The 14650-nt window shown below is 42.6% G+C and carries 11 protein-coding genes and 1 rRNA gene; 8 read left to right on the forward strand and 4 right to left on the reverse strand.

Annotation, left to right across the window (positions count from 1 at the left end):
- Positions 1-126: ribosomal RNA gene (locus tag AB5642_RS09810) — 23S ribosomal RNA — on the forward strand; the annotation flags it as partial.
- A gap of 201 nt (positions 127-327) precedes the next feature.
- Positions 328-2007, forward strand: coding sequence for an AAA family ATPase (locus tag AB5642_RS09815; protein WP_173717827.1), 1680 nt, complete (start codon positions 328-330; stop codon positions 2005-2007).
- A gap of 43 nt (positions 2008-2050) precedes the next feature.
- Here the strand turns inward: AB5642_RS09815 and AB5642_RS09820 are convergent, their stop codons facing one another.
- A complete protein-coding gene (locus tag AB5642_RS09820) occupies positions 2051-2875 on the reverse strand; it encodes an RNA methyltransferase (RefSeq protein ID WP_148460988.1) in 825 nt (274 codons plus the stop codon).
- 544 nt (positions 2876-3419) lie between these two features.
- Between AB5642_RS09820 and AB5642_RS09825 the strand changes: the two genes are divergently transcribed.
- The gene (locus AB5642_RS09825; RefSeq protein WP_173716837.1) at positions 3420-3854 is read left to right on the forward strand and encodes an Rrf2 family transcriptional regulator; all 435 of its coding nucleotides are present in this window, start codon (positions 3420-3422) and stop codon (positions 3852-3854) included.
- Between the two features lie 193 nt (positions 3855-4047).
- Here the strand turns inward: AB5642_RS09825 and AB5642_RS09830 are convergent, their stop codons facing one another.
- Together AB5642_RS09830 and AB5642_RS09835 are read right to left on the reverse strand one after the other, a co-directional pair.
- On the reverse strand, positions 4048-6939 hold the full coding sequence (locus tag AB5642_RS09830) for a HAMP domain-containing sensor histidine kinase (protein ID WP_243243831.1): 2892 nt from the start codon (positions 6937-6939) through the stop codon (positions 4048-4050).
- A 90-nt stretch (positions 6940-7029) separates the two neighbouring features.
- Positions 7030-7725 (reverse strand): response regulator transcription factor, encoded by a 696-nt coding sequence (locus AB5642_RS09835; protein WP_173717828.1) that lies wholly within the window; start codon positions 7723-7725, stop codon positions 7030-7032.
- A 459-nt stretch (positions 7726-8184) separates the two neighbouring features.
- Between AB5642_RS09835 and AB5642_RS09840 the strand changes: the two genes are divergently transcribed.
- The 4 genes from AB5642_RS09840 (at position 8185) to AB5642_RS09855 (ending at position 13153) form a co-directional block, all read left to right on the forward strand.
- On the forward strand, positions 8185-10302 hold the full coding sequence (locus AB5642_RS09840; protein WP_173717829.1) for an EAL domain-containing protein: 2118 nt from the start codon (positions 8185-8187) through the stop codon (positions 10300-10302).
- Positions 10303-10435: 133 nt separating this feature from the next.
- On the forward strand, positions 10436-11017 hold the full coding sequence (locus AB5642_RS09845; protein ID WP_173717830.1) for a TetR/AcrR family transcriptional regulator: 582 nt from the start codon (positions 10436-10438) through the stop codon (positions 11015-11017).
- Positions 11018-11182: 165 nt separating this feature from the next.
- Complete coding sequence (locus AB5642_RS09850) at positions 11183-11767, forward strand: HdeD family acid-resistance protein (RefSeq protein ID WP_173717831.1); 585 nt, start codon at positions 11183-11185, stop codon at positions 11765-11767.
- 12 nt (positions 11768-11779) lie between these two features.
- Entirely contained in the window at positions 11780-13153 is a 1374-nt protein-coding gene (locus AB5642_RS09855; RefSeq protein ID WP_173717832.1) for a radical SAM protein, read from the forward strand.
- A gap of 119 nt (positions 13154-13272) precedes the next feature.
- Here AB5642_RS09855 and AB5642_RS09860 read toward each other — a convergent pair whose 3' ends face one another.
- Positions 13273-13461: a hypothetical protein gene (locus tag AB5642_RS09860; protein WP_118582078.1), complete on the reverse strand. Its 189-nt coding sequence runs from the start codon at positions 13459-13461 to the stop codon at positions 13273-13275.
- A 326-nt stretch (positions 13462-13787) separates the two neighbouring features.
- On the opposite strand from AB5642_RS09860, the gene AB5642_RS09865 reads away from it, so the two are divergent.
- Complete coding sequence (locus AB5642_RS09865) at positions 13788-14648, forward strand: class I SAM-dependent methyltransferase (protein WP_173717833.1); 861 nt, start codon at positions 13788-13790, stop codon at positions 14646-14648.
- The last annotated feature ends 2 nt before the right edge of the window (positions 14649-14650 follow it).

The raw sequence follows: 14650 nt of genomic DNA on the forward strand, positions 1-14650 counted from the left end.
CTCAAGATGAGATGTCCCATTCGAAAGAAGTAAACCCCCTTGAAGACGACGAGGTAGATAGGGCAGGGGTGGAAGTGCAGTAATGCACGGAGCTGACTGTTACTAATAGGGTGAGGGCTTGACCAAGAAATGAGAAAGACGGCTGCAAAGCGGCTGCCGGACTCACGCAGAGGTAAAATGATTCCATTAGGATGTAACATGTATGTAGTTTTGAAGGTACAGTAAATGAGACGGTAACCATTTGGTTATCGTTTTTTTATTTGCTGAAACTATACTGCTGTGTTATCATGTTTATATAAAAAATATCTGTTTAGGAAGGAAGGGCATATGGGAAATCCTAATATTCCAGTAGGTATCTCTGATTTTAAAGAGATACGTGAGAATAATAACTATTATATTGATAAAAGCGGTTTCATATCTGAACTCCTAACCGATGGTGCAGCGAAAGTAACATTGATTACCAGACCGAGACGATTTGGGAAAACATTGGGCATGAGCATGCTCTACTATTTCTTTAATGTTCGAAATGAGAGTCAGAAATTATTCGAAGGGCTTGAAATTTCAAGAAATCACGAGCTTTGTGAAAAATGGTTGAATAAGTGGCCTACTATTTTTTTGACATTTAAAGATATAGATGGACTTGATTTTGCAAGTGCGTATGACCAGCTGGTATTTACCATCTCTGATTTGTATCAGAAATACAGTTTTTTGCTGGAAAGCGAAGAAATTGATGAAGAAGATCGTAAGCGCTTTAAACTTCTGAAATCTGGTGAGGGAAGCAAAATTTTGGTTATCAGATCTCTTAGTCTGCTTATGCGTCTGCTCGAGAATTATTACCATAAGCAGATGATTTTGCTTATAGATGAATATGACGTTCCTATAGCAAAAGCCAGCAGCAAAGGATATTACCAGCAAATGCTGGAAATTATCAGAGGTATGATGAGTACTGCATTAAAAGATAATACTTCATTGAAATTTGCTGTTATCACAGGCTGTTTGCAGATTGCAAAAGAGAGCATTTTTACAGGGACAAATAACTTTGTTACAGATACGATTGCAAATACCGGATTCAATGAATATTTCGGATTTACCCAGCAGGAGGTCAACAAAATCCTGGAAGATACAGGGACAGTGCAGTATGCAAAGCAGATGAAGGAATGGTACGATGGATATCATATGGGAGAAATTGATGTGTACTGCCCGTGGGATGTTATGAATTATTTGCGGGAACTTCAGAGAAATCCCAAAGCGCAGCCAGTCAGTTATTGGAAAAATACCAGTGACAACGCAATTATCCGCTCTTTCATCGATTTTGCAGGCAATAGCATTACGGACAAAATGGAAACATTGCTTTCTGGTAGATATATTCTTCAGGATATTGATGAGAACCTGACTTATGATTATTTGCATTCATCCGAAAGTAATCTTTGGAGTATTCTTTACATGACTGGTTATCTGACAGAAGCGCGGATTTCAGAAGGGAAAACTGCATTTTCACCGGATACCAAAGCATTAAAGATACCAAATGCGGAAATAAGAGAAATTTTTGAAACTACGGTAATGAAATGGTTTGCTGACAGTGTGAAAAAATGGAATCGAACAGCGATTTTTCAGGCTCTCTGGAATCAAAAACCAGAAATTATAACTAGAGAAATGAATCTATTGCTGTGGAATACCATCAGTTATCATGATTATAAAGAAGACTTCTATCATGCGTTTCTCACAGGCATTTTTATGGGAGCTGGTGAACAGATTGAATCGAACAAAGAGCATGGATTGGGAAGACCAGATCTTGTGATTATTGATAAAGTCAATGGAAAGGTAGCGATTTTCGAAGTAAAATATTCGCAAAGCATGAAACAGTTAAATAAAGATTGTGATAAAGCACTGGCGCAGATGAAAGAGAGAAAGTATGCAGAGGATTATAAGGACAGGTATAAAGATATCTTTTGTTATGGAATCTCATTTTATAAAAAGGAATGTCTGGTGAAAATGCTGGAGTCTTAGAACCTGTTTAAACACGCTCTGGAAAAGGTGAGGAAGCATTCCCTCACCTTTTTCCAAGTTCCCAGAAAGCCACAGCACTTGCGGCAGCTACATTCAGGGAATCCACTTCATGGGACATGGGGATTTTTACGGTGTAATCGCAGCCGGTGATGGTTGCATCCACCAGTCCGTCTCCTTCAGCTCCAAGGATAATCGCCAGTTTTTCTTCGGCTTGAAGGGCTGGGGCGTCAATGCTGATGGAATCGTTCCGAAGAGCCATTGCTACAGTTTTAAATCCGAGAGAGCGAAGCTGCTCCATTCCAGCTTCCGGCCAGGACACTTTTTTATGAAAATAAGTCCATGGAATCTGAAAAACAGTACCCATACTTACCCGGGTGGCTCTGCGGTAAAGAGGATCACAACAGCCTGGGGTGAGAAGAACCGCATCCATATGAAGCGCGGCAGCTGAACGAAAAATGGCTCCGATATTGGTTGGGTTCACTACATTTTCCAGAATGGCGATACGGCGGGCATTTTTGCAGATATCTTCCACAGAGGGAAGGTCCCGGCGAGTCATGGCACAAAGCATTCCACGGGTAAGTGCAAAGCCTGTAAGCTTTACAAGTACCTCATAATCTGCTGTATAAACCGGAATTCCCGGGAACTTTTGTAACAATTCTTTTCCTTCTTTTTCCAGATCCTTGTGTTGAACTAAAAAAGAAACCGGCTGATATCCGGCATTGGCCGCGCGTTGGATTACCTTTGGGCTTTCTGCGATAAAAAGTCCTGGTTTGGGCTCATAGAATCGTAGAAGCTGCACCTCCGGGATTCTGGCGTAAACATCCAGCTCCGGGGCAGTGAAATCTGTTATCTCAATTCGGTTACTCATTTCGTTTTCTCCTGTTTTTCAAGTGCTTTTTAAATGCTACTTGTTTGATAAAGCATTTTATTATCAGCATTATTATAAGGGAAAGACAGGTAAATTGCGATTCTTTTTTTAGCATATTTCTGCAATCGACACGCCTCGCTTGGCGGTATATTTTGTCAAACACGCTCTAGCCCGGGAAAGGAAACGATATGAGAAAAATTAGAATTTTAGGGACTGCTGTTATTACTCGCCAATTGATGGGGAAAAGGATGTCACGTTTAAAATCATCCAGAATGATCAGGCAGTTGAAACTCTTGACAGCCTTATGACGACACAGCAGTTCCGGTAATTTATGATGGAACATCAGAGAGTGAGAAAAAGTTCACATTGCGAACCAGCTTATCAGTTCGCGCAGCGGCTCATGCGCAGACGATAACTATTTCCGGAATACTGGATTATCTGCGAATAAAAAGGTAATTTCCTATTGAAATAATAGGAATTAGAAGGTATAATCTTCTGTAGAGTGATTTTGCATTTGCAGAATCACAGAGCAGGAGGAATGAAGATGAGAATATCCACTAAGGGTAGATATGCAATAAAGTTAATGCTTGATCTGGCTACCAATGACAATGGAGAGCCGATCCGGCTGAAAGATGTAGCACGTAGACAGGAAATTTCCGAGAAATATCTGGAGCAGATCATTTCCGTGCTGAACAAGGCCGGATATGTGAAGAGTGTCAGAGGACCACAGGGCGGCTATTTACTGCAACGCAGACCAGAGGAGTACACCGTGGGCATGATCCTCAGACTTACCGAGGGCTGCCTGTCACCGGTAGACTGTGTAGCACCGGATGGAGCCGGCTGTGAGAAAGGGGATGCTTGTGTTACCCGTATTCTCTGGAAGAAGATTGATGATGCCATCAATGAGGTGGTAGATAATATTACACTGGGAGATCTTCTGGACTGGCAGGCTGCAAGTGCAGATGATTATGTGATCTAAAGGTTACTGTTCACTGGTAACATTCCGCGAGGTGTTTTTTGTGAACAAAGTTCACAGAAAACCTGAGAATTGCGGCGCGAAATCATGCGAATGCATGATTTCTGTGCATCGCGAAGCGTGTTACTGTGAACGGAGTGAACAGTAACAACAAATCGCTTACTGCTGCTATTTTTATAGCTGCATATGATAAAAATCATCTCGCTTCCGGCTTGGGCTGAGCAGGGACTTCTGCGTCAGTGCACTTGGAATTCTGCGCCTGGAAGGTGATAGTCACTTTGAATAAATCCCCATCCAGGTAAAGCTGGAATTTGCCGCCCTGGAGCTCAGTAAGACTTTTGGCAATGCTAAGTCCAAGCCCGCTTCCCTCGGTGCCACGGGCTACGTCACCGCGGACGAAACGCTCGGTAAGTTCCTCGGCAGCGAAATTTAACGGCTGGGCGGAAATATTTTTCAGGGTGAAAACCACCTGACCGTGGGCGTTCATTACTTCCGCGTAAACCCGGGTGTCTTCCATGGCATATTTTGTTACATTTCCGAAAATATTTTCCAATACACGCCACAGCCGCTGGCCATCTGCATAGATTACAGAAGGTTCATCTGGAAAATGTACCATCATGGTAAGATGGTGTTCTTCGAAACGCTCCTCGAACTCTCCGATTACCTGATGGAGCATTTCTACGAAATCAAGATTATTCATGTTCAGTGTCAGATTTCCGGTGCTGGCCTTGGAGGCTTCTACAACATCCTCTGTGAGTACCTTCAGCCGGGCTGCCTTGGCTTCCAGAATATCCAGATATTCCAGGACTTTCGGATCTGTAAAATTCTCACGTTTCAGAAGATCAACGTAGCTGATAATGGAAGTCAGCGGGGTCTTCAGATCGTGGGAAACGTTGGTGATCAGCTCGGTTTTCATCCGCTCATTTTTCACACTGTTTTCTACGGCTGCGTCAAGACCGCTTCCAATGTTATTAATATATTCTGCAATATGTTTATCATCGCCCCAAAGCCGTTTCAGAGGAATTTTATATTGCAGGTTTCCATTGGAAATTTCTCTCAGTCCTTTTATGATCTGTTCTCTGCTGCAGGCTTTTGTAATGACATATAGCAGTATCAAAAGATCAGCCAGACAGCTGAAGAAAAAGAACAGCTGCATGCTGCCAAGTAAGGGACCGCAGATTATATATTTGATGAAAAGAAAGCAAAGAAAAGCGAAGGTTGCTTTCAGTCTGGCAGCAGTGTTTCTGGAGTAGAGATCAGCAAGGGCGTGAAGCTTGTGACTGGCTGAATGAATCAGTCTGGAGGTCAGGACAAGAAGACGGCGCAGGATGCTGTTTTTCCAGAGCTGCTTTGCCTTGATCCGCCGTACCAGGCTAAGGTAGCCAATCTGGAACCAGAATAAAGTGTAAAGCCCCAGAATCATAAGCTTCAGCAACAGACTCACATCAAGGAGTGATGTGGCACGCAGTCTGTCAGTCTGATAGTCTGCAAAGGACAGGCATTGTAAAAGGAGTACCAGGACAGGAAACCATGCAAGCAGAATCAGTCCTGCAGAAAGCTCGGTTGGCCAGCGGTCAAAAAAGCAAAGGTGCAGCTTTTGGTCGCTGTTTTTTCTTCCGGCAATTGCTGTTAGCCATACAAACGCAGCCAGGAAAAGAAAGCCGCACAGCAGGAAGAAAAGAAATACCGGCTTCTGATAGCTGGAATAGTTTTCAAAAAATGTTTTGTCGGCAAAAAAGGTATCGGAAACAGGAAATGCCTGATCCACATAGGCGGCAAAGATGAAATTGCTGTTTACTGCTGGCAGCAGGGAGTTTGCCACCTCCTTCCAGGAGTCGCAGGTAACATTGTTTCCGGGGAAAGTATTGTATTTCTTGAGCCCTGCCAGGTTGCTGGTAAATCCATCTGGTTGATATTGGATAAGAACATAGGAAATACCATTTATAGATTTTAAAAGATCTGTCAGTTTTGTGCAATAATCGATGGTGCCCCCCATATTGTCAGCTGTAGGATTTTCTATGGCTGAATCAACGTGTGTTACACTGCGTTCCAAGGTATAGCCCAGCTGGGCTTCCAGCTTGCTGTCATTGGAAATAACCTGTCCGTCATCCTCGTTAATGTAAATGTAACTCATGTTGGAGTGACCCTGGGAATAATTTTTCAGAATCTGCTCCTGCTGGATATAAAAGTCAGTTCTGGAAAGAAGGCTGTAAAGAGATTCGAAAGCCTCATCTATGCGGTCGTTCCATTTGGCATTGGAATTTAGAACATCCAGAATGCTGTCTGCGCCTTGGGGCGGATAAGCCTCTGTTGGTTCATAATATCCATCATAGAGGGAGATGGAATCATAGAGCACTTTGCCGTCCCCGGATGTGATCTGAATGCCGGAAAGATCATCCATTACACCATATTGCATGTCGTTTTTGATGTCTTCGATAAGCTGTTTGAGATTTTCATCGTAGGATGCTATTTCAGTTGCAGAGTCACTGAATCCGTAATACTCCATATCCACAGAAAAATCCAGCTCTCCACTGTCAATTTTTTCCAGAAAATCCTGAACATAATAATAATGCCGGGAAAGTGACTCGCCGGCAGAAGAAGCCTGGTGGCAGATCACAATGGGATTTCCACTGGAGGTATCAAAATCCTGCGCCCATTTTTCCAGGTCTGAAACTGAATAGGCCAGACCGGAGGTGTTTTGAAAAGAGATTTCTTCATCGTTGGCAATTTCATTAAGATCAACTACTTGGGATGCAGATGTCTGATTTAAAGAAGTGTGAGCCGCAGATGAGGCATTTTTGTCAGATGACTGGGAAGCTTCATTTTGGGCAAGGCCTTTCCAGGATACATTAGTATAGGGAAATGTAACAGAAATTCCGTACATCACGTCATAGGCTGCGTCGTAGAGGGTATTGGCAAATGCCGTGGAATCCAGATAATCTTTCCCGGAATCAGAAAGCCTCAGACCATGTGCCAAAGAGGTAATTAAAAATAAACCTAAGAAGATTACAGCTCCCAGAAAAATATATTGCAATAGGAGCAAAAGCCCTTTGATACCAGGGCTGCGGTGCCATTTTTTCTTTTCCATATGATTAACCCCTTTCTTGATAATGTGCTGCTTATCGTATTGGTAACGCCATTTGGCATATCCAATAGCGAATCTTTCAAATACTTTTAATCAAAGCTTTTCAATTTTATACCCAAGTCCCCAGACAACTTTTAAATACCTGGGCTCCTTGGGATTGATCTCAATCTTTTCCCGGATATGCCGGATATGCACGGCAATTGTGTTATCTGCCGCAATTGCTTCTTCATTCCAGATATTTTCATAAATTTGATTGATGGAAAATACCCGGCCCTGATTCTTTATGAGAAGAAGCAGAATATTATATTCAATTGGCGTAAGCTTCAGGGCTTCGCCATCCACCTGAACTTCTTTCTGATCGTCATTCACCGTCAGCCCGCCGGTTGTATAAATATGCTGACTTTCACAGGAAACTGCTGCACCCAGCTGGGTATATCTTCGAAGCTGGGAACGAACCCTGGCAATCAGCTCTAAAGGACTAAAGGGCTTGGTTACGTAATCGTCAGCTCCAACATTCAATCCAAGAATTTTATCTGCATCCTCGGACTTTGCTGAAAGAATAATAATAGGGAGAGAATGCTCCTCCCTGATTTTCAAAGTTGCCCTGATGCCATCCAGCTTCGGCATCATAACGTCGATGATCAACAGATCCACCTCATTTTTCTGTAAAACCAAAAGTGCCTGTTGTCCATCGTAAGCCTTTAGAATCTGGTGACCTTCCTGCTCCAGATAAATGCTGATGGCTTCTACAATATCTTTATCATCATCACATACAAGAATTGTTGCCATTTTCTTTTTCACCTCCCCTGTAATATATAAGGTATCAGACAAAATTTAAGATGAAAGGGGTAAAATCTTAAGATATTCTTATGAAAATATTGTACGTAAGCTTATGGATACACTGCACCATATAAAAACGTACTTGTCCGATAAATATGAGTGTAAAAGAAAGCCACGCTAAATGCAACAATATTGTCGGCTTTTGTCAGCTTTTAGCTGCTCCACTCTTTTTTGAAAGTGAGCAATAGGGTCATCATACTGTTTTTCCAATTCATTCAACCAGCCAATAGATTCTATTGTTTTCTGGCGGGAGCATTTCTTAGCTTTATTGTAATATGTGTCATTTTGCCTAAAAAAAACAGAAAAACTTTCGCGAGTTGACCTGTTGCGTATTGAAAAGGAATAGCTTATAATATTTTTAATAGTTTTAATCGTTGGATTTACATTCAGAAATGGAAAAGGACGCGTATGAGACAGGAGAAGAGAACTGAGACAATTACATACATAGTAGATGAGTCATATCGAATTCAGTATATGAGTAAAGCACTGATGAAACAGTTTTCGGATTTTGAGCCCGGAGAGATCTGTTATGAGAAGTTTCGGGGAAGAGAGAAGCCCTGTCGTAATTGCCCGTTGGCACATCCGAACCGGAAGACCGATTTATTTTATAATGAAGATCAGGGGAAATGGCTGAAAATCAATGCTGGAGAGGTCGAGTGGCCGGGAGCAAGGAACTGTCATGTGATTTTGGCAAAGGATATTTACGAGGAAGATATGGATAATCTTTGCCGTTTTGTAAATATGAAGAAGGAGATTCTGGAACGGAGAAACCCGGGCAAGACGGAGAAGAATAAGCTTACAGGTTTATTTGCCAGAATTCCTTTTTTTACACAGACAGAAACCTTTCTCAGAGTAAATGAAGCTGCGGCAGGGAAATACTGTCTGGTAGCCATTGATATTGAACATTTTAAGCTTTTTAACGAATGGTATGGTCAGGTGGCAGGAGACAAGCTCCTGAGAGAAATCGGGGCGCATCTTAATAAAATGCGTCAGGAATTTGGCGGGATTGCCGGATATATGGGCGGGGATGACTTTGTAATTGTTCTTCCAAATGATGAAAAAGTTCTCGAAAATCTGAAATGCCGTATTACCGGATTTGTGCGTGCGTACGGCGGACATACCGGATTCCTTCCTGCTTTTGGCTTTTATGTAATTGATGATATCAGTCTTAGTGCTTCACAGATGTATGACCGGGCAATTCTTGCTCAGGAGACGGTAAAGGGAAATTATGCTGTACGCTGTGCTTATTATAGCTCAGATATGAAGACACGACTGGAGAATAATCATGTGCTTCTTACTGAAGTGCAGGCCGGTTTGGAAAGAGATGAGTTTATATACTATCTTCAGCCGAAATGTAATCTGAACACAGGTAAGATCGTCGGGCTGGAATCACTGGTGCGCTGGAAGCACCCTGAGAAGGGAATTGTGGCACCTGGATATTTTATTCCGGTTATGGAGAGTAACGGACTGATCACAGAACTGGACATGAAGGTGTGGGAGCAGGTTTGCCAGACGCTGCAGGACTGGATAAAAAGCGGACATAAGGTAATTCCTATTTCTGTCAACGTATCCAGTGTGGATATTTATGCAATTGATGTGGTAGAGCATTTTAAAAATCTGGTTCGCAAATACGGGCTTCCGCCGGAATATGTAGAGCTGGAGATTACAGAAAGTGCTTATGTAGAAGAATATAAGGTGATCACCGGTGTGGCAGAGGCACTGCGAAATGCAGGCTTTACCGTTCTGATGGATGATTTTGGAAGCGGATATTCTTCTTTGAATATGCTGAAGGATGTAAATGTAGACGTTCTGAAGATTGACATGAAGTTTCTGAAAATGGATGAGAATACCATGGACAAGGGAATGGGAATTCTTGAGGCTGTTACCAGAATGGCAAATATTATGGGACTTCGCATGATTGCAGAGGGAGTTGAGACGGAAGACCAGATCAACTATCTGCTGAATATGGGCTGTATTTATGGCCAGGGCTATTTCTTCTACAAGCCTCTTCCGGTTGAAGAAATAAAAGCACTTCTCAATGACGAGAATAATGTGGATTACCGGGGGATTCAGGCACGAAAAATTGAGCATGTGCGTTTCAAGGATCTGTTTCAGTCTGAGCTGGCAAGTGACAGCATACTGAATAATATTCTTGGGCCAATTGCCATTTATGATGTATATTGTAATAATGTAGAATTGCTGCAGGTAAATGATAAATACTGTCTGCTGGTTGGACAGGATCCTGTGGATCTGGCAGAGAATGTTCAGGTTATGGAGGCAATACACCCGGATGACAGGAAAAAAATGCAGAATATTTTCCAACGGTCTTTCCAGAGACTGGCTGAAGGTGCAGAGGGAACTGTGCGCCGCAGAAGAGAAGATGGTCAGTATATATGGATAAATATCAAAGCATTTTTCCTGAGAGAACAGGATGGACATAAAATGTTTTATGGAGCTGTCCGGGACGTATCCGAAGAAATGAATCAGTTCCAGAAATTGATGTTTTATCAGAACAGGGGAAATTAATGTAAATGCAAGGGCGCGTTGTCCTTGCATTTTAAATTGGTTTGTGGCATAATCTGTGATAATAACTTAACAAGCTGGAAACATAGCCGATTAGGCTTTTATCCGGTTTCATTTCAAGATGACAGGTGAGAAAATGTCTGGTTTTACGAAAGAAATTATTATCAGGACTTTGTTTGAACTGCTTAATGAGAAACCTCTTGCGAAAATTACAGTGAAGGATATTGTGGAGCGCTGCGGTGTGAACCGGAATACTTTCTATTATCATTTCCGCGATATTTCTGATGTTGTGGAATCAGCTCTTCTTCGGGAAGTGGACAATGCCTTTGAACATCCGGTGGAAGTGGATTCTATGCTGGAATGCCTTGAGGTACTGGTGAATCTGATCGGAGAGAACAAGAAGGCCATGCTCCATATTTACTGTTCCGTGCAGAGAGAAACGTTTACCAGTGTACTGGATAAAATGTGCCAGTATGTTATAAAGCAGTATATCGTACATAATTTTGAAGAAGAAATTATGGAAAAAGAAGATATGAAGGTGCTCATGCATTTTTATAAATGCGTAATGATCGGAGTGATTCTGGACTGGATGGATCACAGGATGTCTTACGATCTGACAGAATATGCAGAGAAACTGCGTGAACTCTATGAAAATACTTTTGAGAAAACATTGGAAAAGGTGGCAGGAACCAAACCTGCTTATCTGAAAATCGTATAGGGAATTTGTAAATCTGCTTTTTTCCCCGGAGAATGGAAATGCGGTAAGCTTTTAGGCAAATATGGGATTGTGTCTGAATTTCAGACACAGTCCTTTTTTTGTCCGTTCCTTTTTGAAATTTATCTTACTATAATAAATCCATGAAAAGCAGAAAGGAGAATCAGAATGAATTCGTCAGGAACTTTGAAAATAGCACGAAATGGATATATAGTGATGGCAGTTGTTTTCTGTGCTTTGGGAATTTTTTTGATGGCTGCTCCGGAAAAAGCCGTGAAAATAATTTGTGTTCTTGCAGGAATTTTGTTCATTGCAGATGGAATCATAAAAATTATCGGCTATTTTTCCAGAGATTTTTACTGTCTGGCTTTTCAATTTGACCTTGGCTTTGGAATTCTCATGATTGCAGTTGGAATTCTGATTCTGGTGAGAAGGGAAGCCATACTAAGACTGATTTTCGTGATTTTCGGTCTTGTGATTCTGACCGATGCATTGCTTCGGATCCAGATGTCAGTGGAAGCGAAAAAATTCGGTTTGAAGCTCTGGTGGGCAGTTTTGCTTATTGCAGTAACAACCGGAATATTTGGAATGCTTCTTCTCGTTGATCCGGCAGGAGGTGCAAAGCTGACTGTGATTTTTACTGGCGTGGCATTTTTGCTGGAGGGAATACTGAAGCTTTGCGTGGTAGTATACACTGTGAAAATCCGTGAGAATGAAAATGTAGTCTGGGAAGATGAATTCAGAGAAATTTAAAGGAGGAGCATTATGAAACTGATTGACAAGGCAAAACAGGCCGCTATGGAAGGTGCTGTAACAAAAGCATTAGAATATCTGGAAAAGGATCCGGAGACAAACATTCCGAAGCTGATGGAGCTGGTTGACAAATTCACTCCGCAGGACTGGTATAAAGGTCAGAGGGATGCCATTCGTAATGCGATCCAGGACACAGACAGCAACTGGTATAAGCTGATCATGAACCTGTATCAGCTGAATCCAGGTGTCCGAAAAGTATTTTTCCAGAACTTTATTGTAAATGCCAGCTTAAAGGGAAGTGCAAGACAGGAAGAAGTTGCAGCACAGAATAACTGTAATGTTCCGTGGGCAATCCTTCTGGATCCTACAAGTGCCTGTAATCTGAAGTGCACAGGATGCTGGGCAGCTGAGTATGGCCACAAACTGAATCTGGATCTGGAGACCATTGACTCCATTATCAGACAGGGTAAAGAGCTTGGTGTTTACATGTATATTTATACCGGTGGTGAACCTACTGTACGTAAGAAAGATCTTATTAAACTTTGCGAGATGCATCCGGATTGTGAATTCCTTTCCTTCTCAAACGGGACACTTTTCGATGAGGAATTCTGTGATGAAATCTTAAGAGTAAAGAACTTCGTTCCGGCATTCAGTCTGGAAGGTTCCGAGGAAGCCAACGACGGACGCCGTGGAAAGGGAATCTATCAGAAGGTTATGCATGCAATGAAGCTGTTGAAGGACAGAGGACTTCCATTTGGAGTTTCCACCTGCTATACAGGCATGAACGTAGACAGTGTAAGCAGTGAGGAATATTTCGACAAGCTGATTGACTGTGGTGCATTATTTGCATGGTTCTTCCATTATATGCCAGTTGGAAATGACGCTTCACCGGAGCTTCTTCTGACACCGGACCAGCGAGAAGAAATGTATCGTGCAATCCGTAAATTCAGAAGCACAAAAGCAATCTTTACGCTGGATTTCCAGAATGATGCTGAATTTGTACATGGATGTATTGCAGGTGGAAGACATTATCTGCATATTAATGCAAATGGTGATGTGGAGCCTTGTGTATTCATCCATTATTCAAACTGCAACATCAAGGATACTTCTCTTCTGGACGCACTGAAGAGCCCGATTTTCCAGGCTTATCATGATAACCAGCCTTTCAACGAGAACATGCTTCGTCCATGTCCAATGCTGGAAAATCCGGAAATTTTGCGTAAATTAGTTGCAGAGACTGGCGCAAAATCCACAGATCTTCAGTCTCCGGAGAGCGCAGAGCACCTTTGCGGCAAATGTGATAAATATGCAGCCTGCTGGAAAGAGAGAGCAGATCAGCTGTGGGATGAGAGACAGAAGGAGAAGGCAGAAAAAGCCGGATGCTGATAGTTTGCTGCAGAAATATGCAGGTAGAATGATTTCATAATAAAGTCTGAGTATAGTATGTCGCTTGCAACGGCATCTGTACTCAGACTTTTTGTGCATAAGGTGCAAGAAACAGAGGACTAATAATTGTATGCACCCTCATAAGCGTTGCAGCGCTCCTTGCGCTTCGACTGATTTTCGCAGCTGCTGCACCTGTCACAGAATTCCTGTTCATAGCAGGTGGAACAGACGCAGCCTTTGCAGGCGTTGCGGTCGTAGGCGGAGGTACAGGTGTAAGGAAGTTTATTATCGGTAGTCTTTTCTGACATTTGAATCACGCTCCTTTTTAATGTGATTATAGTGCGAAAAAATATGTGGTTCAATGGGAAAAATCCGAAAAAAGTGAGGCGGATTTTTGGGCACTTTTTCAGGGAAGAAGATGAACAAAATTGACGTGGGTACAGTTTTCTGCTATCATAAATTTGTTATTTGATATTAGGCAAAATGAAAGTCAGTTACATTGCGTTTGTGGCGATTCCCAAGGGTTGTCCGCATTCGTGCTATAAATGGTTCATGATTTTACTTATACAGATATGATTCATGGATGATATTCAGGACTTTTGTGCGAAATAATAGAAAATGAGGTAAAAATAAAATGTGGATAGCAAATGGCTGGAAAGAATACGAAGTAATTGATACTTCCTGCGGCGAGAAACTGGAGAGATGGGGAAAATATCTCCTTGTCCGTCCGGATCCGCAGGTAATCTGGGATACACCGAAGACAGAGCCAGGATGGCGCAAGATGAATGCACACTATCACCGCAGCTCCAAGGGAGGCGGTGAATGGGAGTTCTTTGATCTGCCCCAGCAGTGGGATCTTCATTACAAGGATCTTACATTCCATCTGAAACCATTTAGCTTCAAGCACACCGGTCTTTTCCCGGAGCAGGCAGCAAACTGGGACTGGTTTGGAGACAAGATCCGTAAGGCTAGCAGACCGATCAAGGTACTGAATCTGTTTGCCTATACAGGTGGTGCAACTCTTGCGGCAGCAGCTGCAGGCGCGTCTGTTACACACGTAGATGCGTCTAAGGGAATGGTTACCTGGGCGAAAGAGAATGCGGCAGCAAGTGGTCTTGCTGATGCACCAATCCGCTGGCTGGTAGATGACTGTGTGAAGTTCGTAGAGCGTGAAATCCGCCGGGGGAATCACTATGACGCAATTATCATGGATCCGCCTTCCTATGGAAGAGGCCCGAAAGGCGAGATCTGGAAAATTGAGGATGCCATTCATCCCCTTGTGAAGCTTTGCACAAAGATTCTCAGCGATGATCCCCTGTTTTTCCTGATCAATTCCTACACCACCGGACTTGCTCCGGCTGTACTTACTTATATGCTGGCAACAGAGATGAAGAAGTATAAGGGACATGTAGATTCCCAGGAAATTGGCCTTCCGGTGAAGTCAAATGGGCTGGTATTGCCATGCGGTGCTTCTGGAAGATGGGAAGCGGTTTAAGA

This window comes from Ruminococcus sp. 1001136sp1_2201st1_G3_2201SCRN_220225, from assembly GCF_040924365.1.
Classification (GTDB): Bacteria; Bacillota; Clostridia; order Lachnospirales; family Lachnospiraceae; genus Blautia_A; species Blautia_A faecis.

Bases quoted from the DNA above. Each gene is read 5' to 3' on its own strand.
- AB5642_RS09815 (WP_173717827.1), top strand. From the start codon at position 328: ATGGGAAATCCTAATATTCCAGTAGGTATCTCTGATTTTAAAGAGATA.
- AB5642_RS09820 (WP_148460988.1), bottom strand. From the start codon at position 2,875: ATGAGTAACCGAATTGAGATAACAGATTTCACTGCCCCGGAGCTGGAT.
- AB5642_RS09825 (WP_173716837.1), top strand. From the start codon at position 3,420: ATGAGAATATCCACTAAGGGTAGATATGCAATAAAGTTAATGCTTGAT.
- AB5642_RS09830 (WP_243243831.1), bottom strand. From the start codon at position 6,939: ATGGAAAAGAAAAAATGGCACCGCAGCCCTGGTATCAAAGGGCTTTTG.
- AB5642_RS09835 (WP_173717828.1), bottom strand. From the start codon at position 7,725: ATGGCAACAATTCTTGTATGTGATGATGATAAAGATATTGTAGAAGCC.
- AB5642_RS09840 (WP_173717829.1), top strand. From the start codon at position 8,185: ATGAGACAGGAGAAGAGAACTGAGACAATTACATACATAGTAGATGAG.
- AB5642_RS09845 (WP_173717830.1), top strand. From the start codon at position 10,436: ATGTCTGGTTTTACGAAAGAAATTATTATCAGGACTTTGTTTGAACTG.
- AB5642_RS09850 (WP_173717831.1), top strand. From the start codon at position 11,183: ATGAATTCGTCAGGAACTTTGAAAATAGCACGAAATGGATATATAGTG.
- AB5642_RS09855 (WP_173717832.1), top strand. From the start codon at position 11,780: ATGAAACTGATTGACAAGGCAAAACAGGCCGCTATGGAAGGTGCTGTA.
- AB5642_RS09860 (WP_118582078.1), bottom strand. From the start codon at position 13,461: ATGTCAGAAAAGACTACCGATAATAAACTTCCTTACACCTGTACCTCC.
- AB5642_RS09865 (WP_173717833.1), top strand. From the start codon at position 13,788: ATGTGGATAGCAAATGGCTGGAAAGAATACGAAGTAATTGATACTTCC.